The 22,878-nt window shown below is 71.1% G+C and carries 20 protein-coding genes and 1 pseudogene; 13 read left to right on the forward strand and 8 right to left on the reverse strand.

Annotation, left to right across the window (positions count from 1 at the left end; all coding sequences use genetic code 11):
* Window positions 1-34: 34 nt before the first annotated feature.
* Both J4573_RS04215 and J4573_RS04220 read right to left on the reverse strand, forming a co-directional pair.
* Window positions 35-1,348 (reverse strand): helix-turn-helix domain-containing protein, encoded by a 1,314-nt coding sequence (locus J4573_RS04215; protein ID WP_208253901.1) that lies wholly within the window; start codon window positions 1,346-1,348, stop codon window positions 35-37.
* 29 nt (window positions 1,349-1,377) lie between these two features.
* Window positions 1,378-1,701: pseudogene (locus J4573_RS04220) on the reverse strand (PucR family transcriptional regulator); the annotation flags it as partial.
* 145 nt (window positions 1,702-1,846) lie between these two features.
* On the opposite strand from J4573_RS04220, the gene J4573_RS04225 reads away from it, so the two are divergent.
* Both J4573_RS04225 and J4573_RS04230 read left to right on the forward strand, forming a co-directional pair.
* Window positions 1,847-3,292 (forward strand): NCS2 family permease, encoded by a 1,446-nt coding sequence (locus tag J4573_RS04225; protein WP_208253902.1) that lies wholly within the window; start codon window positions 1,847-1,849, stop codon window positions 3,290-3,292.
* Window positions 3,293-3,428: 136 nt separating this feature from the next.
* A complete protein-coding gene (locus J4573_RS04230) occupies window positions 3,429-4,601 on the forward strand; it encodes a glycerate kinase (RefSeq protein WP_307796487.1) in 1,173 nt (390 codons plus the stop codon).
* Between the two features lies 1 nt (window position 4,602).
* Here the strand turns inward: J4573_RS04230 and J4573_RS04235 are convergent, their stop codons facing one another.
* Window positions 4,603-6,039, reverse strand: coding sequence for a hypothetical protein (locus tag J4573_RS04235; RefSeq protein WP_208253903.1), 1,437 nt, complete (start codon window positions 6,037-6,039; stop codon window positions 4,603-4,605).
* Window positions 6,040-6,288: 249 nt separating this feature from the next.
* Here J4573_RS04235 and ald point away from each other — a divergent pair, with 249 nt between their 5' ends.
* The 4 genes from ald to J4573_RS04255 all read left to right on the forward strand — a co-directional run bounded on the left by ald (window position 6,289) and on the right by J4573_RS04255 (window position 10,095).
* Window positions 6,289-7,404: an alanine dehydrogenase gene (gene ald / locus J4573_RS04240; RefSeq protein WP_208253904.1), complete on the forward strand. Its 1,116-nt coding sequence runs from the start codon at window positions 6,289-6,291 to the stop codon at window positions 7,402-7,404.
* Window positions 7,405-7,438: 34 nt separating this feature from the next.
* Window positions 7,439-8,029 (forward strand): histidine phosphatase family protein, encoded by a 591-nt coding sequence (locus tag J4573_RS04245; RefSeq protein ID WP_208253905.1) that lies wholly within the window; start codon window positions 7,439-7,441, stop codon window positions 8,027-8,029.
* Between the two features lie 100 nt (window positions 8,030-8,129).
* Window positions 8,130-8,429, forward strand: coding sequence for a metal-sensitive transcriptional regulator (locus J4573_RS04250; RefSeq protein WP_208253906.1), 300 nt, complete (start codon window positions 8,130-8,132; stop codon window positions 8,427-8,429).
* A gap of 115 nt (window positions 8,430-8,544) precedes the next feature.
* A complete protein-coding gene (locus tag J4573_RS04255) occupies window positions 8,545-10,095 on the forward strand; it encodes a DHA2 family efflux MFS transporter permease subunit (protein WP_208253907.1) in 1,551 nt (516 codons plus the stop codon).
* A gap of 75 nt (window positions 10,096-10,170) precedes the next feature.
* Here J4573_RS04255 and J4573_RS04260 read toward each other — a convergent pair whose 3' ends face one another.
* The 3 genes from J4573_RS04260 to ggt all read right to left on the reverse strand — a co-directional run bounded on the left by J4573_RS04260 (window position 10,171) and on the right by ggt (window position 13,308).
* On the reverse strand, window positions 10,171-11,022 hold the full coding sequence (locus J4573_RS04260; RefSeq protein WP_307796488.1) for an oxygenase MpaB family protein: 852 nt from the start codon (window positions 11,020-11,022) through the stop codon (window positions 10,171-10,173).
* Window positions 11,023-11,155: 133 nt separating this feature from the next.
* Window positions 11,156-11,518 (reverse strand): divalent-cation tolerance protein CutA, encoded by a 363-nt coding sequence (gene cutA, locus J4573_RS04265; RefSeq protein ID WP_208253908.1) that lies wholly within the window; start codon window positions 11,516-11,518, stop codon window positions 11,156-11,158.
* A 47-nt stretch (window positions 11,519-11,565) separates the two neighbouring features.
* The gene (ggt, locus tag J4573_RS04270; RefSeq protein ID WP_307796489.1) at window positions 11,566-13,308 is read right to left on the reverse strand and encodes a gamma-glutamyltransferase; all 1,743 of its coding nucleotides are present in this window, start codon (window positions 13,306-13,308) and stop codon (window positions 11,566-11,568) included.
* A gap of 391 nt (window positions 13,309-13,699) precedes the next feature.
* Here ggt and J4573_RS04275 point away from each other — a divergent pair, with 391 nt between their 5' ends.
* The 5 genes from J4573_RS04275 to J4573_RS04295 all read left to right on the forward strand — a co-directional run bounded on the left by J4573_RS04275 (window position 13,700) and on the right by J4573_RS04295 (window position 19,470).
* A complete protein-coding gene (locus tag J4573_RS04275; RefSeq protein ID WP_243772470.1) occupies window positions 13,700-15,730 on the forward strand; it encodes an APC family permease in 2,031 nt (676 codons plus the stop codon).
* A gap of 100 nt (window positions 15,731-15,830) precedes the next feature.
* The gene (locus J4573_RS04280) at window positions 15,831-16,031 is read left to right on the forward strand and encodes a hypothetical protein (RefSeq protein WP_208253909.1); all 201 of its coding nucleotides are present in this window, start codon (window positions 15,831-15,833) and stop codon (window positions 16,029-16,031) included.
* 82 nt (window positions 16,032-16,113) lie between these two features.
* Window positions 16,114-17,061, forward strand: coding sequence for a SagB family peptide dehydrogenase (locus tag J4573_RS04285; protein ID WP_208253910.1), 948 nt, complete (start codon window positions 16,114-16,116; stop codon window positions 17,059-17,061).
* Window positions 17,045-18,112: a TOMM precursor leader peptide-binding protein gene (locus J4573_RS04290; protein ID WP_208253911.1), complete on the forward strand. Its 1,068-nt coding sequence runs from the start codon at window positions 17,045-17,047 to the stop codon at window positions 18,110-18,112. The genes J4573_RS04285 and J4573_RS04290 overlap by 17 nt, the downstream gene beginning before the upstream one ends.
* Window positions 18,109-19,470, forward strand: a complete 1,362-nt coding sequence (locus tag J4573_RS04295) for a YcaO-like family protein (RefSeq protein WP_208253912.1) — start codon at window positions 18,109-18,111, stop codon at window positions 19,468-19,470. Before J4573_RS04290 ends, J4573_RS04295 begins: the two co-directional genes overlap by 4 nt.
* A gap of 54 nt (window positions 19,471-19,524) precedes the next feature.
* Here the strand turns inward: J4573_RS04295 and J4573_RS04300 are convergent, their stop codons facing one another.
* Window positions 19,525-19,740, reverse strand: coding sequence for a response regulator transcription factor (locus J4573_RS04300; RefSeq protein WP_208253913.1), 216 nt, complete (start codon window positions 19,738-19,740; stop codon window positions 19,525-19,527).
* Window positions 19,741-19,890: 150 nt separating this feature from the next.
* Here J4573_RS04300 and J4573_RS04305 point away from each other — a divergent pair, with 150 nt between their 5' ends.
* Window positions 19,891-20,754, forward strand: coding sequence for an NUDIX hydrolase (locus tag J4573_RS04305; protein WP_243772471.1), 864 nt, complete (start codon window positions 19,891-19,893; stop codon window positions 20,752-20,754).
* A gap of 19 nt (window positions 20,755-20,773) precedes the next feature.
* Here J4573_RS04305 and J4573_RS04310 read toward each other — a convergent pair whose 3' ends face one another.
* Window positions 20,774-21,958 carry an RNA-guided endonuclease InsQ/TnpB family protein gene (locus tag J4573_RS04310; RefSeq protein ID WP_208253914.1) on the reverse strand — a complete coding sequence of 395 codons (1,185 nt, stop codon included), beginning with the start codon at window positions 21,956-21,958 and terminating at the stop codon, window positions 20,774-20,776.
* Window positions 21,959-22,089: 131 nt separating this feature from the next.
* Between J4573_RS04310 and J4573_RS04315 the strand changes: the two genes are divergently transcribed.
* Window positions 22,090-22,878: a serine/threonine-protein kinase gene (locus tag J4573_RS04315; protein ID WP_208253915.1), complete on the forward strand. Its 789-nt coding sequence runs from the start codon at window positions 22,090-22,092 to the stop codon at window positions 22,876-22,878.

Genomic DNA, 22,878 nt, shown 5'->3' on the forward strand with positions numbered 1-22,878 from the left:
GACCCCCCACGCCCCCCGGCCGACTTCGTCGGACTCATACGCCGGCGCAGGTGAGGGCGCGACGGTAGGCGGCCAGCCGGGGCTCTTCGGCGGCTCCGGTCTCGGCGAGCAGCTCGGCGAGGTCGAACCAGGCCTGGGCGGCCTCCCTGGTGGACTCCATGTCCTCCAGGTGGGTGGCGGCCCGGGTGAGGACGTCCACGGCCCGGTCGCGGCGGCCGAGCCGTACGCAGGCCTCGCCGAGGACGGTCAGCGCGGACGCGGTGGCGCGCCGCGGCGAGTCGCCGAGCAGGTCGAGGGCGGCCTCGGCCAGGTCCACCGCCTCGCCGGGACGGCCGACGGCGGTCTCGGCGCGGGCCAGCTCGGTGAGGCACCAGGCGACGTCGATCTCGCCGGCGGCGCTGGTGTTGATCTCGTCGCGGACGCGGCCGAGCAGCTCGCGGGCCTGGCTCGCCTGGTCGGGGCGGGCGCGCAGCAGCAGCCCGGCGTAGGCGATGCGCAGGCGGTGCACGTTGCGGGGGTCGGTCGCCGGGCCGACGGCCTCCTCGCCCGCGAGCGCCAGCGCGCGCTCGGCGAGCGTGACGCCCTCCTCGTACTCGCCGCGCACCTCGGCCACGTAGGCGGCCTCCCAGTAGGCGGCCATGCGGGCGCGCGGGCTGCCGATGCGCTCGGAACGTTCGATCAGCTGGTCGGCGAGCTGGCGGGCGCGCACCAGGTCGCCGCGTTCGATGAACGCGGCCAGCAGCGCGGCGCCCAGGTGGACGGCGGCGTCGGTCGAGTCGGCGCCGATCGCGATGAGGTGCCGCAGCGCCTCCTCGGCGACCTGCACGCTGGCGCTGATGTCGCCGCGCTCGCGCAGGCAGCGGCTGAGCGCGACGTGCACCTTGGACCAGTGGTCCAGGTCGCCGTCGGCGGAGGCCTCGGCGGTGAGGTCGCGCAGCCCGGCGATCGCCTCCTCCAGCTCGCCGGCCGCCTCCAGGGCCAGGGCGTGGCCCCAGCGCGCCTGGTGCAGCATGTCGGGCAGCGCGACGGCGTCGGCGTTGGCCAGCACGTCGGCGAACCGGGCGCGGGCCTCGGCGGCGGCGCCGTTCTGCAACGCGATCTCGGCGTAGTCCAGCGTGACGCGCAGCTCGTCGACCACGTCCTCGCTGACCCCGCTGACCAGGTAGGTCGGCGAGCAGCTGAGCTTGGCGGCCAGCAGCTCGATGACGCTCGGCGCGGGCACCCGCTTGTCGCTCTCGATCAGCGAGATGTAGCTGTCGGACAGCTCCGGAAAGGCCAGCTGGGCCTGGCTGACGCCCTGCCTGATGCGCAGGGCCCGGATGCGCTGCCCCAGTGTCTCCCGATCCATCGTGTGACCACCTACCGCCTACGCCGTTCTCACCGCTGCGTCGCGCGCAGGGCGAGGAAGAAATCGACCCGATCTTCCAGTGTGCCCAAATCCCGACCCGTAAGTTCCTCGATTCGCCTGATCCGGTACCGAAGCGTGTTCACATGGACATGCAATCGGGTTGCGGTCCGGCTCCAGGAACCCGAACAGGCGAGGAACATCTCGAGAGTATGGACCAGATCGGCGCGCTTGTCCGAGTCGTACTCCTCCAGCGCACCGAGCATGCGATCGCGGAACGACCAGCGCATCCGCTCGGGCACCGAGGCCAGGAGCAGCGCATACGAGTCCACCTCGCCCGCCAACTCTCGCATTCGCACCAAGGCAGGCTATAGCGGACGCGATCCGTCGCACCAGAAGGGGGTACCGGTTCGACCGCAACGAGTAACGGGAAGTTAGTCTGTGCCGACTTCACATGATCACAGACCCGCCAGGTCCTTGCCCGCACAGGGAGCGCACGCCATGTCCCATCCGACGACCGGAGCGACCGCAGACACACCGCCCGGTGGTGCACGCGGCCCGCTGGACCGCTTCTTCGACCTGACGGGGCGCGGGACCACCGTGCCCCGGGAGCTGCGTGGCGGCGTCACCACGTTCTTCGCGATGGCCTACATCATCCTGCTGAACCCGATCATCCTGGGCGGGGCGAAGGACGTCACCGGCGCCCAGCTGTCGGTGCCGCAGCTCACCACGATGACCGCGCTGTCGGCCGCCATCGCCACGGTGATCATGGGTCTGGTCGGGAACGCTCCACTGGCGGTCGCGGCGGGCCTGGGCATCAACGCGGTGGTCGCCTTCCAGGCGGCGCCCCAGATGACCTGGCCGCAGGCCATGGGCCTGGTGGTGCTGGAGGGCATCATCATCGTGCTGCTGGCCATCTCCGGCGTGCGAGAACGGATCATGAACGCGATCCCGCTGGCGCTGAAGCACGCGATCGCGGTCGGCATCGGCTGCTTCATCGCCCTGGTCGGCCTGGTCGACTCGGGCTTCGTCACCTCCAGCAAGGAGAGCCCGCCGCTCGCCCTCGGCACCGGCGGCCACCTGCAGACCTGGCCGACCCTGGTGTTCGCGCTCTCGCTGCTGCTGATGATCGTGCTGTACGTGCGCAAGGTGCCCGGCGCGATCCTGATCAGCATCGTCGTCGCCACCGTGGTCGCGGTGATCATCCAGGAGAACGCCGCCATCGCCAAGGGCGGCTGGGGCATCGTCACCCCGGACATGCCCGACAAGCTCTTCGCCAGCCCCGACTTCGGCCTGTTCGGCGAGGTCGACATCTTCGGCGCGTTCGGCAAGGCCGGGGTCATCACCACCCTGGTCGTGCTGTTCACCCTGGTCCTGTCGGGCTTCTTCGACGCGATGGGCACGATCCTGGGGATCGCCGACGAGGCCGGCCTGGTCAACGAGCGCGGCGAGGTCCCGCGCCTCGGCCGCATCCTCACCGTGGACGGCCTGTCGGCCGCGCTCGGCGGCGTCACCAGCTCCTCGGCCAACACCGTGTTCGTCGAGTCGGCGGCGGGCGTCGGCGAGGGCGCCCGTACGGGCCTGGCCAACATGGCGACCGGCCTGCTGTTCGCGGTGACGCTGTTCCTCACCCCGCTCGCGGCCACGGTCCCGGCCCAGGCCGCCGCGCCCGCCCTGGTCCTGGTCGGCGCGCTGATGATGACGCAGGTCGCCAAGCTCAACTGGGACGACCTGGAGATGGCGATCCCGGCGTTCCTGACGATCGTCTTCATGCCGTTCACGTACTCGATCACGACCGGCATCGGGATGGGCGTGGTGAGCTACGCCGTCATCAAGGCCGCGCGGGGCAAGTGGCGCGAGGTCTCCATCTGGCTCTGGCCGGTGGTCGTCCTCTTCGTCATCTTCTTCGCGATCTCCCCGATCGAGGACTGGCTGGGCGTGAAATAGCCGATCGGGTGCGAAAGGAGCACCTTTCTGGGGCGCGTCCTTCGATTTTCAACCGTCGCGGGAGTTTGTGGGTGTCAAATAGTGCCTTCATGGCGTAAGGAGAAGGTAGAGCCTTACCCCCGGCATTGAAAGGCGCGTGACAGCGGTGTCCGCGGACTCTCCCCCCGATCCACCCCTGCGCGGTCACGTCCTGCTCGCGCCGGACCGGTTCAAGGGGTGTCTGACCGCGCCCGCGGTGGCGCGGCATCTCGCCACCGGACTGCGCCGGGCCCGGCCGGACGTGCCCGTGCTGGAGCTGCCGATAGCGGCGGGCGGCGACGGGACCGCCGAGGCGGCGATCGCGGCCGGCTGGCGGCGGGTCGAGGTCGAGGTGTCCGGGCCGACCGGCCAGCCGGTGAACGCGAGCCTGGCGATGGACGGCACCACCGCGCTGGTCGAGCTGGCCGAGGCCTCGGGGCTGCGGCGGCTTCCGGGCGGCAAGCCGCGGCCGCTCACCTCGACCAGCCTCGGTGCCGGGCAGCTGATCGCGCACGCGCTGCGGCTCGGCGCCCGGCGCGTCGTCCTCGCGGTGAACGACGCCGCCTGCACCGACGGCGGCGCCGGGCTCGTCCAGGGGCTCGGCGGGCGGCTGCTGGACGGCCTCGGCAAGGACCTGCCGCCTGGCGGGGCGGCGCTGCGTTCGCTGCACGCGCTGGACCTGCGCGCGCTGCCCGACCTGTCGGGCGTCACGGTCGTACTGTCGGGCGACGGTCCCGGCGGGCCCCTGCTCGGCCACAACGGCGCCGCCGCCGTCGGCCCCCGGATGGGCGCGAGCCGGGAGGAGGTGCGGATGCTGGACGCGGGGCTGCGCCGCTGGGCCGATCTGGCCGAGGCGGCGTCGCGTACCTCGGTACGGGACGAGCCCGGCGCCGGGGCGGGAGGCGGCGTCGGATTCGCCGCGCTGGCCTTCCTCGGCGCCCGGTTTCAGCCCGGCATGGGCCTCCTGCTTGACCTGCTCGGCTTCAGCGAGAAGGCCCGCGGCGCCAGCCTGGTCGTCACCGGCGAGGGATCCCTGGACGTTCAGACCCTGCGCGGCAGGCCGTCGGTCGCGGTGGCGCGGGCCGCCGCACGCGCCGGGGTGCCGGTCATCGCGGTGGCCTGCCGCCGCGGCCTCACCGGCGAGCAGGTGCGCCGGGCCCGCATCCAGGCCGCCTACGCGCTGGCCGACATCGAGCCCGATCCGGTGCGCTGCATGCAGCTGGCCGGGACCCTGCTGGAGCAGCTGACCGTCGCGATCGCCGACGAGTGGCTGCCCCCGAAGAGGTTCTAGGTCAGGTGTTGAACGAGAAGAGGGTGGCCGCCAGCAGCAGGCCCATGACCACCGGCAGGTAGAAGATCTTGGGCAGCAGGTTGCCCCGCCGGCCGAGGATCCCGCCCGCGAACCGCGTCGACATCAGCAGGGCGTTCAGCGCGACCAGCACGATCACCAGGTAGAGCGCGGCGTAGAACCACTCCAGATAGACGAAGCCCGACTGGTCGCCGGTCGCCTCGCGGACGGAGTTGTGCTGAACGGTGATGACCAGCAGCATCGACACCGCCGACCCGATCACGCCGCTGACCGAGAAGCCGGTCAGCCCGCGCCGCTCGGCGTGCAGCGTGACCGCGAACAGCGACGCGAAGATCAGCAGCGCGATGAACGCCACCGGGACCAGGCGGGAGATCAGCGGCTCCACGAAGTCGCGGCTCACGCCGAGGTTGAAGTACAGCTCCGGGGTGGGCCGCTCGTCGCCGTAGCGGGCGGTGCCGAAGCTGGAGGTGTAGTCGTTCGGCACGTAGCTGAACGCGGTGTACTTGGTGCGCCAGCCGCCGTTCACGAAGCCGGGGTCCAGGCCGTACTTGCGGTCGGTGCGCCAGGGCGGGTAGGAGGAGAAGTCGGGCACGACGGCCGCGTCCTGGGTGACGTCGGCGGGCCGCATCCGCAGCCAGACGCTCTGCGCGTCCAGCGGGTAGCGCTCGTAGTCGAACCGCTCGCGCAGCGTCGCCTGGAAGTTCCAGCCGATCGTCTCCACCCCGTTCCGCTCGGTGCGGTAGACCTCCTTGGCCGACCACGAGTCGCCCGCCTCGGGGAAGGCCACCCCGCGCCGCAGCGCTCTGGGCACGTCAGGGGCGTAGCGCTGCCAGACCACGCCGGTGACGTCCACGTCGTTGGCGCCGCTGAACTTCACCGACTGCATGAACACCCCGGTCGGGATGCGCGGCACTCCCCCGGACTGCGGCCCGAGCGCGCCGTCGAGGTAGCGCGAGGCCTCCGCGTCGTTGTCGACCCGTACGCCGGGGACCGCCTGGAGCCCGTCGTTGCGGAACTCCAGCGCCCAGACGGCGGTGGTCCCGGCCAGGCAGAGCGCGGCGAACAGCGTGCTGCTCGCCCAGATCCGCCAGGTGGTCCCCTTGTGAGGCCGGATGAGCATGTTGCCGAGGGTGGAGGCGAGCACGACCGCCGAGCCGAGGATCCAGGCCAGGCCGCCGATGCCGCCGTGCAGGTCGAGCTGCTGGTGGTGGCGGCCCAGGTGGTGGAACGTGGCGCCGGTCAGCACGCCGGCCGCCCCGATCGCGATGATCACGTTCAGCAGCCGGGCGCGTCGCCGCCACATCCGCAGTCCCGGCCGGGGCCGCGGCCGGCGCGGGCCGCTCCGTCCGGCGGGTTCCCGCGCGTCCACCGGCGTCCGCGGGCCGGGCACGGTCGGCGGCGCGATCTGCTCCAGCTTCATGATCATGAAAGTTAGCCGACCCTCGGTTACATGATCATCATTCTCTGTGATCATGCGTGTCGGCCGCGCGAGGGCCGGAGCGCAGGGAACAACCGCCCCGCCTGGAGCGCTTTACATAGTGTCAGCAATACTGAAGACACCTGTACACCTTGCACGTAGCAGGTGGTCGCCGCCACACCGCACCCTGTAGGCGTACATCCTGGTCATACCCCTGGTCAACGGAGACCCCGGGCACTGTCGGAGGACATCGTGAAGGTCGGCGTTCCGCGCGAAATCAAGAACAACGAGTTCCGGGTGGCCATCACCCCGGCAGGCGTGCACGAGCTCTCCCGCCACGGCCACGACGTGTTCGTCGAGCGCGGGGCGGGGCTGGGGTCGGCCATCCCCGACGAGGAGTTCACCGCCGCCGGGGCCAAGATCCTCGACGGCGCCGACGAGGTCTGGGCCGAGGGCGACCTGATCCTCAAGGTCAAGGAGCCGATCGCGCCGGAGTTCCACCGGATGCGCCGCGGCCAGACCCTGTTCACCTACCTGCACCTGGCCGCCTCACGCGAGTGCACCGACGCGCTGCTGAGCTCCGGCATCACCGCGATCGCCTACGAGACCGTCCAGCTGCCCAGCGGGTCGCTGCCGCTGCTGGCCCCCATGTCCGAGGTGGCCGGGCGGCTGGCCCCGCAGGTCGGCGCGTACAACCTCATGGCCTTCAACGGCGGCCGCGGCGTGCTCCCCGGCGGCGTTCCGGGCGTCGCCCCCGGCAAGGTCGTGATCATCGGCGGCGGGGTCTCGGGCCTGAACGCCGCCCAGATCGCCGTCGGCATGGGCTTCGACGTCACGATCCTGGACGTCAACGTCGACCGGCTCCGCCACATCGACGCGATCTACCAGGGCCGGCTGAAGACGCTGGTCTCCAACGCGTACACGATCGAGCAGGAGGCGCGCGCCGCTGACCTGGTCGTCGGCGCGGTGCTGATCCCGGGCGCCAAGGCCCCGACGCTCATCTCCAACGAGCTGGTCTCGCGCATGAAGGCGGGCTCGGTGCTCGTCGACATCGCCATCGACCAGGGCGGCTGCTTCGAGGACTCCCGGCCCACCACGCACGCCGACCCCACCTACAAGGTGCACGAGTCGGTCTTCTACTGCGTGGCCAACATGCCGGGCTCGGTGCCGAACACCTCCACCTACGCGCTCACCAACGTGACGCTCCCCTACGCGGTCGCGATCGCCGACAAGGGCTGGAAGAACGCCCTCTACGACGACCCGGCGCTGACCCTGGGCCTCAACACCCACGACGGCAGGCTCACCTACGACCACGTCGCCGAGGCGCACGGCCTGCCCTACACCCCTGTCGAGTCCGTCCTGGTCTGATCTTCCGTCGGAGGCCTCCCGTAGAGTTGGCCTCATGGGGGAATTGATCATCCTGAGGCACGGCGAGACCGAGTGGAGCCGGGCCCGGCGCCACACCGGGCGGACCGACCTGCCGCTGACCGAGCGCGGCGAGGAGCAGGCCCGCGCGGTGACGGAGCTGGTGGCCCGGCGTTCCATCGTGCGGACCATCAGCAGCCCCGCCGAGCGGGCCCGGCGCACCGCCGAGCTCGCCGGCCTCACCGTGGACGAGGTCGACCCGAACCTGTGGGAGTGGGACTACGGCGGCTACGAGGGGATCACCACCGCCGACATCCAGCGTGAACGCCCGGGCTGGTACCTGTGGACCGACGGCGTGGTCCCCGGCGACGCCGAGCATCCGGGCGAGTCCGTCGAGCAGGTCGGCAAGCGCGTGGACGCGGTGCTGGAGCGCGCCCGGCCGCTGCTGGCCGACGGCGACGTGGCCCTGGTCGCGCACGGCCACCTGCTGCGCATCCTGACGGCCCGCTGGCTGGAGCTGGAGGCCGCGCAGGGGCGGCTGTTCGCGCTGGACACCGGTACCCTGTCCACGCTCGGGACCGAGCACGACCGGCCCGTCATCACCTCATGGAACGTCCCCCCGGGCTGAGCCAAGGGGAATATCCAGGGCACCGGATACGATACCCCTAGGGGGTTGGACGGGCGCCGGCGAAGCGGCTCGGACCCCCTGATCGAAGGCGAGGACGACGATGGCGACCAGCGAGACGCCCACCCGCGGCTACACCGCGACCAAGGACCAGCTCCAGACCCGCCTGCGCCGCATCGAGGGCCAGGTGCGCGGGGTCGAGCGGATGGTCGACGACGACCGCTACTGCATCGACGTCCTGACCCAGATCAGCGCCATCCAGGCCGCGCTCGACAAGGTCGCCCTCGGGCTCCTGGACGGGCACGTGCGGCACTGCGTCGCCGAGGGGGCCGAGGAGGGCAAGGGGGACGTGATGTCCACCGAGCTCATGGCCGCGGTCGGTCGCCTCATGCGGCGGGGATGATCTCGCCCGCCCCAAGTCCCGTTATGTCTTGAAGTGCGGTAGGGCCCCGTGATGCACTGCCAGTGAGCGGATCGGGGGTCCGGGGAGCACCGTCTCGAGGCAAGGGGTCCTGAGCATGACCGAACGTTCTCCCGTTACGCCCTCTGCGACCGCGGAAGACCAGAAACCCGTCGACAGCGCGCCACCGCCGCAGGGGCTCGACCGCGAGATCATCATCCTCGGCCTGGTCATCGTGTCCGGCACGGTGATGGCGATCCTCGACACCACCATCGTGAACGTGGCCCTGCGCACGCTCGGCACGGACTTCACCGCCCCGCTCTCCACGATCCAGTGGGTCGTGACCGGCTACATGCTCGCGATGGGCTCGGTCATCCCCCTCACCGGCTGGGCCATCGACCGGTTCGGCGCCCGCCGGATCTGGATGACCTCCATCGTGCTGTTCGTTCTCGGTTCCGCACTGTGCGGCGCCGCCTGGAACATCGAGAGCCTCATCGCGTTCCGCGCCCTGCAGGGCGTCGGCGGCGGCATGCTCATGCCGACCGGGATGTCGATCCTCACCATGGCCGCGGGCCCGCAGCGGATGGGCCGCGTCATGAGCATCATCGGCATCCCGATGCTGCTCGGCCCGGTCCTGGGCCCGGTCCTCGGCGGCTGGCTGGTCGGGGTGGACTGGCGCTGGATCTTCTTCGTGAACCTGCCGGTCGGCGCGATGGCCCTGGCGCTGGCCTGGTGGAAGATCCCCGGTGGCCGGGCCGAGGGCGCGTCCACCGCGCTGGACCTGCGCGGCCTGGTGCTGCTGCCGCCCGGCTTCGTCCTGATCATCTACGGCATGTCGCAGGCGAGCAGCCACGGCGGGTTCGGCAAGCCCTCGACCATCGCGTGGATCGTGGGCGGCATCGCCCTCATCGCGCTGTTCGTCGTGCACAGCCTCCAGCGCCGCGAGAAGGCGCTGATCGACGTGCGGCTGTTCGCCAACAGGACGTTCGCGGCCGCCGCGATCGCGGTGTTCTTCGTCGGTATCGCGCTGCTCGGGTCGCTGCTGCTGCTCCCGCTCTACTTCCAGGTCGCCCGCGGCGAGGACGCCCTGGCCGCAGGCCTGCTGCTGGCGCCGCAGGGCCTCGGCGCCGCGACGGCGATGCCCGTCGCCGGTTTCCTCACCGACAAGGTGGGCGCGGGGCGGGTCGTGCCGTTCGGCATCATCATCCTGGTGCTCGGCACCGTGCCGTTCACGATGGTCGGGTCCGACACCTCGTACTGGTTGCTCGGCGGCGCGCTGTACGTGCGCGGCCTCGGCCTCGGCTGCACGATGATGCCGACGATGTCCGCGGCGATGACCACGCTGACCAGGTCGGCGGTCTCGCGCGCCACCAGCTCGCTCAACATCATCATGCAGCTCGGCGGCTCGTTCGGCGCCGCGCTGCTGGCCGTCGTGCTGTCCCGCGAGATCTCTTCGCAGCTGCCCGCCCAGGCCAAGGGCGGCGGTGGCGGCGGCGGTCAGGTCTCGGAGATCCCCGAGGCCGTACGCCAGAAGGTCGCGCCGATGCTGGCGGACGCGTTCGGCAACACGTTCTGGGTCGCGCTGGGGCTGACCGCCGTGCTCATCATCCCCGCGCTGTTCCTGCCCAGGAAAGGCACAAACAGCAGCCCCCCACCCCCCGTGGGCTGACCACCACGCCGATCTTGCTCTCAGCGCCCTTCCCGGCACCGGGACAGGGCGCTGAGAGCAAGATCGGCGTAGTAACTAGGACGCGATCGAGAGGTCGACGTTGTTTTCCTGGTGCGCGCGGGTCAAGGCCCGCGCGCGCTTGGCGTCCGGCGTGTAGCGCAGGCGTTCGGGCAGGACGTGCGTGGTGCGGTAGAGACCCTTCAACGTCAGTGTCGCCGCCAGATCCGAGGTCGGCAGGCCCGGCATCCCGTACATGCGGCGCGCCCAGCGCGGCAGCGTCGAGACCACCAGCAGCCCGATGCCCGGGGCCGCGAGCTTGAGCGGCAGCATCTGCCGGGGCACGTTCGGGTTGAACATGCGGCGCAGGCCGACGCGGGCCTCGCGGCACGCCCAGATCTTCGGCCGCATCTCCTCGTAGTAGGCCTTCATCTCGGCGACCGAGGACGGCACGCCGGCCGGGTCGAGGCCGACGACCTCGGCCGCGCGGCGCTGCTCGTCCACGAAGGCGTCGGCGTCGGCGTCCGAGAGCCGCACGCCGGCGCGCCGCGCCACGTCCAGGTAGGAGTCGACCTCGCCCATGTGCACCCAGAGCAGGTTCTCCACCTCGTCGACGCGGAACGTCTCGCCGGTGCGCATGTCGAGCCCGGTCAGCTTGGAGTGCAGCTTGCGCACCCGGCGGCCGACGCGCTCGACCTCCTCGTGCGTGCCGTAGGTCCGCACGCGCACGAACTCGACGGTCCGGCCGAGGCGGGCCCAGGCGGCGTCGGGGTCCATCAGCTCGGAGTTCTGCGCGGTCCCCCACATCGACCGCGGGTGCAGCGCCTGGAGCAGCAGGGCACGGATGCCGCCGACCATCAGCACAGGCTCGCCCATGACCCGCCAGGTCACCGAGCCGGGCCCGAACAGCCCATAGTCCTCGTCACGCACCGTGCATACCCCTTAACCATCCGCAGGGTCCCCCACTCAGGTCAACACGGGACCGGGGCCGAGGGAACCACATCCACCGATGTAATTACATACTTATTGCCCGCTTATGGGCAGGGTCACACGGAACGCTTGCTCAGTCGACGGCGGCGTCGTCGACCGCCTCGTCCATCTCGGCGGGCTCGGTCTGCTCCGACATCCAGGCCAGGTAGTCCATGCTGCCCGCGACGACCGGGGTCGCGATGATCTCCGGGGTGTCGTAGGAGTGCTCCTCGGAGATCAGGCTGGCCAGCTCGTCGAACCGGTCGGCGGTGGTCTTGAAGACCACCATCCACTCCTCGGCCGACTCGATCTCGCCCTCCCACCAGTACGTGCTGGCGATCGGGCCGACCAGCTGGGCGCAGGCGGCCAGCCGCTCGGCCACCGCGGCCTTGGCGAGCTCCGCCGCCTCCGCCCGTGAGTCCGTGGTGGTGGTCACCTGAACGTAAGCCTGTGCCATGGCACGACTCCTTCCCCCCACCACGATCGTAGTCTCGGCCATCGGCGCTATCTGGCCGGGCGTACGACCAGGGCGGATCCGCCGCCCCTGCGGGTGGGTTCGGCCACCGCCTGGACCAGGCCGGGGGCCAGGAACTCCAGGCCCGCGGCGGCGCCGATGGTGCCGACCGGCGGGCCGGGGAAGAGCTGGAAGGTGTGGCCGCGGGCGGCCAGGTCCTTGCCGTACTTGTCGATGAAGGCCTGTTCGGCGAAGACCTGCGGGGTGTTGCGCTGGGTGGCGCGCGGGGCGGCGAGGGCGGCGGGCAGGTCCATGCCGAGGTCGAGCCGGTTGAGCAGGATCTGCAGGACCGTCGTGATGATGGTGGAGCCGCCGGGGGTGCCGATGGCGAGCATCGGGCGGCCGTTCTTCAGCACGATCGTCGGCGCCATGCTGCTGCGCGGGCGCTTGCCGGGCGCGGGCAGGTTCGGGTCGGGCGTCGCGCCGGGCGCGGGCGGCTGGAGGGTGAAGTCGGTCAGCTCGTTGTTGAGCAGGAAGCCGCGGCCCGGGACGGTGAGGCCGCTGCCGCCGAACTGCTCGATCGTGACGGTGTAGGAGACGACGTTCCCCTGCTTGTCGGCGACGACCATGTGCGTGGTCTGCGGCCCCTCGTAGGCGAGGGCGCGGGTGCTGTGGCCGGGCGGGATGCACGGGTCGTACCGGCCGTCGGGCGAGCCGGGCGCGACCGGCGCCGTGGCGGCCTCGGTCGGCTTGATCAGGCAGGCGCGCTCGCGGGCGAAGCCGCCCGACAGCAGCTCGTCGGTGGGCACGTTCACCTTGGCCGGGTCGCCGACGTAGCGGCCGCGGTCGGCGTAGGCGAGCTTGCTGGCCTCCAGGTAGTAGTGCAGCGCCCGGACCGGGTCCTTCGGGCTGAAGTGGAAGTTGCCGAGAATGTTGAGCGCCTCGCCGACGGTGGTGCCGCCCGAGGAGGACGGCGGCTCGCCATAGACGTCCAGGCCCCGGTAGTTCACGTGCGTCGGCTTCTTCTGCAGCGCCCCGTAGGCGGCCAGGTCGCGCGTGTCCATCAGGCCCGGCCGCACGTTGCGGGTCGCGGCGGGGTCGACCGGCGGCTTCTTGACCGTCTGGACGATCTCCCTGCCGAGGCCGCCGTCGTACAGCCAGCCGGGGCCGCGCTTGGCGAGTTCGCGGTAGGTGCGGGCCAGGTCGGGGTTGCGGAACGTGGAGCCGACGGCGGGGAGCTGCCCGTTCGGCAGGAAGAGCTCGCGCGTCGGCACGATGTCGCGGAAGCGCGCCTCGTTGACGGCCGTCTGGTCGCGGAACTCCTGGTCGACCGTGAAGCCGTGGTCGGCGATCTTGATGGCGGGCTTCAGCAGCGTGCGCAGGTCGCGGGTGCCGAACCGGCGCAGCCCGAGCTCCCACTGGGAGAGCGTGCCGGGGACGCCGACGCTGAGCCCGCTGGTCACGGCCTGGTCGAACGGCAGCGCCTTGCCGGTCGCCGGGTCGACGAAGGAGTCCTCCTTCATCGCGCCGGGCGCGGTCTCGCGGCCGTCGAACGCGTAGACCTTGCGGCTCTTGGCGTCGTAGTAGGTGAGGTAACCGCCGCCGCCGATCGCCGCGACGAACGGCTCGGTCACGCCGAGGGTGGCGGCCGCCGCGACGGCCGCGTCCATGGCGTTGCCGCCGCGCTTCAGGACCTCCAGGGCCGTGCCGCTGGCGCCCGGGTCGACGGTCGAGACCGCGCCCCCGTAGCCGGTGGCGACCGGCTGACGATCCGGTTGTCCCGCCGTGGGCACGGCGATCGGACTGGACGCCGAAGCGGCGTTTGTGACCGATTGACCGGTAACGGCCAGGGAAACGGTAGTGAAAGCGGCGGTGGCCAGCGCGACAATGCGACGGGGCACGCGATGTGACACGAAACCTCCTGAAGGCGGAACCTCCTGAAGAGCGGGGCGGCCCTACCGTCCCATCGATCTACGCCGCCCGCCAGCGTCTCGGCCGACCCCGGCCGGTGGCACCGGTGAACGGGGCGGCGAAGGGGAACGTCGATGCGTCCGGTGCAGGACCGATATGGAGCTAATCAAGGGAAAACGTTGCGGTTTTACCTAAACGTGGTGAATTCTTGGGGACTTCGACAAGTTCTGTCTCGCGAACAGCGGCGCGGGTTCAGGCCTGGGGGAGTTACCTATGACCTGGGACATCCGCATGCGTAACGACATGTTCCGGCGCCTGCCGGTCGAGCAGGCCACCGGGCAGCTCTATGGAGGACGGCACCGGCTCCGCGTGGTCTACCGGACCCGCGACCTGATCGTGCTCGGCCTCGGCGTGATGATCGGCGCGGGGATCTTCAAGATCTCCGGGCAGCAGGCGGCCGGTTCGGCCGGCCCGGCGGTGATCATTTCGTTCGTGGTGGCCGGGATCGTGTGCCTGCTCGCCGCGCTGTCCTACGCCGAGCTGTCGTCCATCGTGCCGGTCGCGGGCAGCGCCTACTCCTTCAGCTACGTCGCGTTCGGCGAGATCTGGGCGTGGGTGGTCGGCTGGGCGCTGATCCTGGAGCTGCTGCTGGCCGCCTCGGTGCTGGCCCGGGCCTGGTCGGCCTATCTGACGCAGACGCTGGTGGACTTCCACGTCAAGATCCCCTCGTTCCTGGCCGACATCATCGGCCAGCAGAAGGGCTTCGACCTCTTCGCGCTGCTGATCCTGCTCCTGGTCGTCGGCATGCTGGCCACCGGCAGCCGGATGGGCCTGCGCACCCTCTGGTACATGGTGCTGGCCAAGCTGATCGTCATCGCGCTGGTCATCGCCACGGGCCTGAAGTTCTTCCACCCGGCCAACCTGACCAGCCCGTTCATCCCGCCCGCGCAGTCGGCCGCCGGCACCGGCAACCAGACCGTGCTGGACGCCATCTGGGGCGCGCTCACCGGCGGCGACCCGAAGGTGTTCGGCATCTGGGGCATCCTCGCCGCCACCCCCGCGATCGCGTTCGGCTACATCGGCTTCGACCTCATCGCGACCGCCTCGGAGGAGACCGAGGACGCGCCCCGCAAGGTGCCGCGCGGCATGATCTCGGCCCTGCTCATCACGATCGTGCTCTACATCGGCATCGCGATCGCCTCGCTCGGAATGGTCTCCTACAAGCGGCTCGATCCGCAGAACGCGCTGCTGGCCTCAGAATTCGGCAAGGTCGGCGCGGACTCGATGGGCAAGATCATCGACGTCGGCGTGGTGCTCGGCCTCACCACCGTCATCCTGGTGCTCATCATCAGCCTCACCCGCGTGATCTTCTCGATGTCGCGCGACGGGCTGCTGCCCCGCCCGATCGCCGGGATGAGCCGGTTCAAGGTGCCCTCGCGCGCGACGCTGGTCGCGGGCGCCGCCGCGATCCTGATGTCGCAGACGATCGACGTGCTGACGCTGGAGCAGATGGTCGTCATCGGAACGCTCTTCGCGTTCCTGTTCGTGGCCGCCGCCGTGCTGGCGCTCCGCCGCGACCGGCCCGACCTGCACCGCCCCTTCAAGGTCCCCGCGGCGCCGCTGACCGTGCTGCTGACGATCCTGGCGACCGGCTGGCTGATGCTCAACCTGCAGGTCAAGACGTGGGGCTACTTCACGATCTGGATGGCGTTCGGCGTCGTCGCCTACGTCGCGTACGGGCGCCGCAAGAGCCAGCTGCGCGACCTGCTCAAGCAGGCGGCGAACGGGCCGCGCCCGATGGCCTCGGTCGCGCTGTCGGCGCCGCCGCCCGGGACGATGCCGCCCGGCACCATGGTCCAGGGCACGATGCCGCGCAGCGCGCTGCCGCCCGGCGTCGCCCCCCTCGGTCCCCCGCACGGCGCGCCGCCCGGTCCCCCGCCGGCGCGGCAGTCGACCGGCGCGTACTCCAGCGGCGCCTACTCCCGCGACCCGTACTCGTTCAATCCGCCGCCGCAACAGCCGCAGGATCCCTACCAACAGCCTCGGCAGCAGCAGCCGCCTCAGCAACCGCAACCGCAACCGCAGCCACCGCAACCGCAGGAGACGGGCCAGTTCCCGGCCGGCCGCTACTCGACCGGGCCGACCGGGCGCTTCCCCAGCGGCCAGTACCAGCGCGACCCGAACAGCCCGTACGACCCGAACGGGCCCTACGGCGACAACGACCCGTACGCCGATCCCTACGGCAACCGCTACGACGACGACTGGCCCGACCAGCCGAATTCCGGCGGCCGTCACCGCCGCTGAGGCTTCCGCGTCCACTGACTGTCGGTCATATTGCCGACTGCTCACGCGGAGGCTTGATCCCTACGCTCGGCCATGTCCACCGGGAGAAGGGATCAAGCGCATGGACGTGACCGTGGCCAGCTCCGCGGAACACCTCACCGCCAGCCGCGACGACCTGCTCGCGCCGGGCGAGATGGTCGAGCTCGCCATCTCCCCCGGCCTCACCACCTCGTGCGTGGGCGGGCACTGCACCTGCGCCGCGGTGTCCTCATGGGACGACATCGAGGCCCCTGGCACGCCCGAGGGCGACGCCACGGCCTGATCGCAACCTCCGCGTCACCTGCCTTCTTCCTGCCGGGGCCGGTGGCGCGGTCCCATGCCGGGAGACCGCCGGGAGGCGCTTCATGTCCGATCCGGAGACCTGGACCGACCCGTTCCAGCGGGCGATCCTGGCCAACTCGCTCATCTCGGTGGACCGGGCGTTCGAGTCGACGGGGTTCCGTACGGCGGCCACCCGCTACCGGGCCGGGACGACCTCCGCGCAGGACCAGCTGGCCGACCTGTTCCTGCTGAACACCGGCATCGAACGGCACGACCACGAGGCACAGGCGAGCGTGCGGGGCTACTTCATCGACTCCGGCCTCACGATGCTGAGCCACAACGGCCGCGAGGCGATCGATGCGGTCGTGCGCGTTCCGCTGCCCGACCCGAGCCCCCTGGACGCGTCGCTGGCCGACTGCCTGCGGCGGCGCCGGAGCAGGCGCCGCTTCTCCGGCGGCAGCGTCGGGCGGGCCGACCTGTCGGCGCTGCTGTGGGCCGCCGCCGGGATCACCGCGCGCGCCCGCGTCGAGGTGCCGGGCAGCGACGACACCGTGGAGATGCTCTGGCGCACCGCACCCTCCCCCGGCGGTCTGTACGGCGTCGACCTGCACGTCGCGGCGGCGAACGTCGAGGGCCTGGAACGCGGGCTCTACCGCTTCGACCCGCGCGGCGGCGCGCTCTGGCTGGTGGACGGCGAGGCGGCGATGGAACGGGCGCTGGAGGCGTGCTGCTTCAGCGAGGAGATGATCTCGGTCTCGCAGGCCGGGGCCGCGCTGTTCCTGTGCGGGCGCCCGCCCAAGCTCTACCGCAAGTACGGCGACCGCGGCCTGCGCTACCTGTTCCTGGAGGCCGGGGAGATCGTGCAGAACGTCCATCTGGCCGTGACCGCGCTCGGCCTCGGCGACGTCGAGACGGCCGGGTTCTACGACCAGGAGGTCAACGAGGCGCTGGGCCTCGACGGCCTCACCGCCACCCTCGTCCACACCGTCGTCGTGGGCGTCCTCGAGGAGCACCGTGACCGCACCGAGTGAGGCAGTGCCGGAGCCCGGCGACCGGCCCCGCGTGAAGACCCAGTACTCCGTCGTCGTGCACGGCCCGGACCTGGTCGAGCTGCGCGAGGGCGTCTGGAACGCCACCTCGGTGACGCTGACCGACGACGCGGGCGGCGGCCGGCTGCTCGCGGTGATCGACGCGCTGGACGGCACCTCGACCGTCGCCGAGATCGCCGCGCGGACCGGGGTGCGCGTCGCCGACGTCCAGGACGTGTGCGCGCGGCTGCTGTCGGCCCGCGCGGCCGAGCTGGCGCCCTCCAGCGCGCTCGACCACTACGTGGCGACGCTGATGGCGGGCGACGAGCTCGCGCCCGTCACGGCCCGTACGGCACTCGTGCTGGGCGACGGGGAGATCGCGGCGCAGACGCATGAGCACCTGGCCGCCTCCGCCGAGGCCGCGTCGGTCGAGCGTTTCGCCGACGACGCGCTGTGGCGGCGGCTCTGCCAGGACAACCTGGCCGGGCGCGAGGGCGACGCGCTGCACGGCGAACGGCTCCTCGACGAGTTCGCGACGTTCCGGGACACGCTCCTGGTCGCCGCGCTCGACGTCGTCAACCCGATCCTGCTGCGCAACCTCAACAGGATCGCCATCGGGCTGAACGTCCCGTGGGTCCACGCGGCCTCCGACGGCCCCTTCCTCGTCGTCGGCCCGACCGTGGTCCCGGGACGTTCCCCCTGCTACGAGTGCTTCGAGCGGCGGGTGGCGCTCAACATGCGCGAGAGCGACTCCTACGTCCGGTACAAGCGCGCGCTCGCCCAGGGGCAGGTGCGGCTCGGCCGCCCGGTCCTGCCCGCGCCGGTACGGTCACTGGTCGCCTCGCTGGTCAGCCTGGAGGCCGTCAACCACCTCGTGGCCGGATCGACGTTCACGATCGGGAAGGCGCTGACGGTGTACCTGCCGACCATGGAGTTCTGCTACCACGACGTGCTGCGCCTGCCGAGCTGCCGGGTGTGCGTGCCGCGCCGAGAGGCGGTCCAGCGGCAGCTCCATTTCGACGTGCGCACCTACCTCAACCAGGTGGCCCGATGATCGCCTCGGTGGCCCATCGCGGCGGGCTGGAGCCGGGCGCGCAGGAGTACCTGGAACGGCTGGTGAGCCCGCTGACCGGCCTGCAGAAGAACCTGGTCGTGTCGTTGCGGGACGAGGTCTCGCCCAAGGTCGCGGTGCTCACCGGGCAGCTCACGAACGTGCACCGGCTGCTCGGCATGGAGAAGGCGCTGTCGTACCACATCGGCGGGTACGGAACGAGCGTCGAGGAGGCGATGATGCGGGTGCTCGGCGAGACCGTCGAGCGCTACGCCCACATGGTCCATCCGGTCGACCGGAGCCGGCCCGCCGAGCGCGGCACGCTCGCCGAGATGGTCGAACGGCACGGCGCCGAGCAGGTGCTCGCGGTCGACGGCCTGCGGTTCTTCTCCGACGAGCAGCTCGCGCGGCCCGGCTTCCCGTTCCGGCGCTGGCGCCCGGACGCCGAGCTGGGCTGGACGTGCGGCGTGGACGTCGCGACCGGCGAGCCGCTCTGGATCCCCGCCCAGCTCGCGATCGTCGGCTACCTGCCGCCGCGCCCCGACGTCGAGCCGCGCATCGTCCCCGGCATCACCACCGGGACCGCAGCGCACACCAGGCCGCCGCTCGCGCTGCGTTCGGCGCTGTACGAGCTCGTCCAGGGGCACGTGACGACCGGCCACTGGTACTCGGGGCGGGTCGCGCCGGAGATCGTGATGGACGAGCGGACGCCCGCGCTCGCGCGCATCGTCCGCCGGACGCTCCCCCGCAACCGGGCCCGGCTGCGCTTCCACCATCTGGGCGGGCAGGAGTTCGGGCTGCACGTCATCGCGGGCGTCATGGAGAGCACGCTGGAGGGCGAGGTCCCGGCGGCCGTGGTGGGCAACGGCGCGGACAGCGATCTTGAGGCCGCGATGTACAAGGCGTTCATCGAATGCTCGGCGATGCCGCACATGGCGATCGTGAGCTTCGCGCAGGAGGGGCGCCGGGCCGAGGGCGGCGGGGAGGGCATCGACAACCTCGACGACAACGTCTTCCTCTACTCGCTGCCCGAGAACCGCAAGGTGCTGGACGAGAAGTTCACCCCGGACGTGCGCGTCCCCGCCTCGCTGCTGCCCGACTTCTCCCGCACCGACGTGGCCTCGGTGACGCGCGCGATCCTGCAGCCGCAAGGCACGCGGGGCGGGCAGGGCACGCAGGGCGCCCGGCTGGCGCTGCTGGACATGACGAGCCCGGAGATCGCTGACCTGGGCTTCTGCGTCTTCCGCTTCTACACGCCCGACCTGCTGCCGTTCGGGCTGCCGTCCTACCCGCCCGCCGCGCACCCGGCGTTCGCCGCGTTCGGCGGGCTGACCCACGAGCGCCCGCACCCCTACGCCTGAACGGTCCTACGCCTGAACGGTCCGGCGCCTGAACCGCCCGGCGCCTGAACGGTCTCACCACTGATCGTTGCGCAGTATCCCCACGGCGGCGGCCCGCGAGTGCAGGCCGTGTTTCTTGAAGATCCGTTCCAGGTGGGTGCGGACGGTCCGCCGCGAGATGCCGAGGGTGCGGGCGATCTGGTCGTCCGTCATCCCCTCGGCGACGCGGCGGAGCACTTCGATCTCCCGGGGTGAGCACGAGGTCTTCGCGTTCCGGCGGTCGGGGAGCATCCGGTGGTCTCCTCTTCGAGGGCCCGTTGTGCGGGTCTTGGAGTACTTTCTGTGCTTGATCGCCGACTGTCAAGCCTCTGTCAATGAAGTGCGGGTGGACATCTCCCACCCTCCTGGCGTACGTTCTTCTCAGAACGAGATTTACTCAATATGAGACCTTCTCAGGAAGAGGGCGACGTGATGACGCCGGACCCGCAGCGGGACGAGCAGGAGTTCCTCGCGAACTACGATCCGCGCGACTACGACCCGGTCTCGGTGACCGTGGACGTCGTGGCGCTGACCATTCGCGACGGCGCCCTGCACGTCCTGCTGGTCCGCCGCGGCAACGCGCCGTTCGCCGGGAGCTGGGCGCTGCCCGGCGGCTTCGTGCACAGCGTCCGCGACGCCGAGGACCTGCCCGACGCGGCCGTACGCGAGCTGGCCGAGGAGACCGGACTCAGCGCCAAGGGCGGCGCGCTCGGCCGCGTCCACCTGGAGCAGCTCGGCACGTACGGCAGGCCCGGCCGCGACCCCCGGATGCGCGTCATCTCCGTCGCCTACCTGGCGTTCGCGCCCGAGCTGCCCGACCCCGAGGCGGGCGGCGACGCCGCCGACGCGGCCTGGGTCCCGGTCGAGGCGCTCGGCCTCACCGAGGACGCCGGCCAGCGGCCCGGCACGACCCGCAGGCTCGCCTTCGACCACGCGCGCATCCTCAGCGACGGCCTCGAGCGCGCCCGCTCCAAGCTGGAGTACACCCCGCTCGCGACGGCGTTCTGCACGCCCGAGTTCACCGTCCCCGAGCTGCGCGCGGTCTACGAGGCCGTCTGGGGCGAGGAACTGCACGCGGGCAACTTCCATCGCAAGGTCCTGTCGGTCCCCGGGTTCGTGGAGTCGACCGGGACCACCTCCGACCGTGGCGGCCGCCGCGGCGGCCCCCGGCCCAAGCTCTACCGCGCGGGCGACGCCCGCCTGCTGCATCCCGCCCTGCTCCGGCCCAGCCGGGAGGAGGAGATCAGGCCAACTACCTGGCTCTGAAGGAGTCCGAGTTTGCAGCTCATGACAATCCCTGACGAGAGGACGGTGACACGGCCGCATGGGGCATGTTGACGAATACCCACGCCACTCGTGCCCGTGTTCGCACGTTCACGGCGGCGATGTGGTCGGCCGGGCCGGCGAGCCCGCAGACCACGCAGCAGAAAGTGTCCCTGGTGGGACGGTTCTTACGGGAGACGTGCCCGCAGCGCGGGCATGTCTGGGATGTGTAGTGGGCGTCCACCGTCACCATGGGCACTCCCGCGCGCAGAGCCTTGTAGGTGAGGTGCTGCCCGAGTTGGTGGAACGGCCAGGACGAGTGGGTGGCCCGCTGGTGCCGTGGAACCCTTGTCCGGTCACGAATGCCCTGCAGATCTTCCAGGGCGATTCCGCGTCCGGTGCGTTCGGCATCGGCCACCACGCTCTTGGCGATCGCGTGGTTGACGTGCGTGGCGTGCCGGGCCTCCCGGCGCGCCCGCTTCTTCAGCTTGCGCTTGGCCGAGCGGGTGCCTTTGGCCTGCAACTCTGCCCGCACACGGGCCATCCGCCGCCGATACCTCTCCAAGCCCCGGCCCTGATAGTTCGTACCATCGGAGGTGGTAGCCAAGTTGACAATCCCCCGATCCACTCCAACCCAGTCGCGCGGCTCGTACGGCTGAGTCTCGGGGATCTCGCAGGTCGCGACCAGAAACCACATTCCGTCGCGGACCAGCAGATCCGACTCGCCTCGGCGATGCTCGGCCAGGGTCTTCAGCTGCATAGCCGACCCGGTGAAGGCCACGCCCTTCAAGCGACCGTGAACGGTCCAGATCGACACCGTCCGCGCGTCGTACCGCCAGGACAGGATTCGGTCGTCATAGGCGTGCGCAGCGTTCGAGCGGAACGTGACCGACTTGGACTCTGCCTTGGCCCGACGTGGCGAGCCCTCCTTGCCCAGCCGCCCGGCGCTAATGGCGGCTCGCAACGTGGCATAAGCGTCGACGACTTTCTTGATCGCCCGAACGGCGGCCTGCGCACCCAGCCCCCGCGACCTCAACTCGGCGTACACGGCGCGATGCAAGGGGACTTGCCTGGCCTTCAGCCCGAACTCGCGGAACGCCACCCCCGACGCATAGTTGGCCGCCGCGTTACAGGTATGCAGGGTCGCCGCCAGAGCCGCCGCCTGCTCGGGCGTCGGCAGCAGCTTCACCTGCACCACGATCTTCACACTCGGAACGTTAACCAACAGCACCGACAAAACCACTCACCGCAACCATCCCGAAGGGTGATGACCATGGTGCACCGCGCCGCGTTTCCTCGCTTCCCTGAAGGACGGGGTCCCGACGCTGTAGGCATCAGATGAACGTTCTGGAAGGCGACCTGGCCGACCTCTACCGCGTGCCGAGCACTGGCTCGCGCTCGCGCGACGCCTTGGTCAAGCTGCCGCGCGACCCGCGCGACAGCGACCTCATCGAACGCGAGGCGGTGGCGCTGCGCCAGCTGCCCAAGGACGGCGACGGCCGCTACCTGCCGTACGTGCCGCGCCTGTACGAGTCGTTCGAGCATCGCGACCCGGCCACCGGCGAGCGCCGTACGGCCAACGCGATCGGCGCGCTGGACGGCTTCCACAGCCTCGCCGAGGTGCGCGCCGCGCACCCCGGCGGCCTCGACCCGCGCGACGCCGCGTGGATGTGGCGGCGGCTGCTGGTCGGGCTCGGCTTCGCGCACCGCGCGGTCGTGCTGCACGGCGCCGTCCTGCCCGACCACGTGCTCATCCATCCCGGGAAGCACGGCGTGGTCCTGGTCGACTGGTGCTACTCGGTCCCCGGCTGCTACGCCCGCGTCGACTCCAGCGGCCGCGTCCCGGCCATGGTCAACCGCTACGCCGACTGGTATCCGCCCGAGGTTTCGGGGCGGCGGCAGGCGAGCGCGGCGACCGACCTCTACATGGCCACCCGCTGCATGACCTACCTGATGGGCGACCAGGCGCCCAAGCCGCTCCAGCTGTTCGCCAAGGGCTGCCTGCTGTCGGCCCAGAACCGCCGCCCGAACGACGCCTGGCGGCTGCTCGGCGAGCTGGACGAGGTCCTGGAGCGCCTCTACGGCCCGCGCCGATTCCGTCCCTTCACGATGCCGGCCCCTCGGTGA

Origin of the sequence: Actinomadura barringtoniae, assembly GCF_017573505.1 — a bacterium.
GTDB classification, from domain to species: Bacteria; Actinomycetota; Actinomycetes; order Streptosporangiales; family Streptosporangiaceae; genus Spirillospora; species Spirillospora barringtoniae.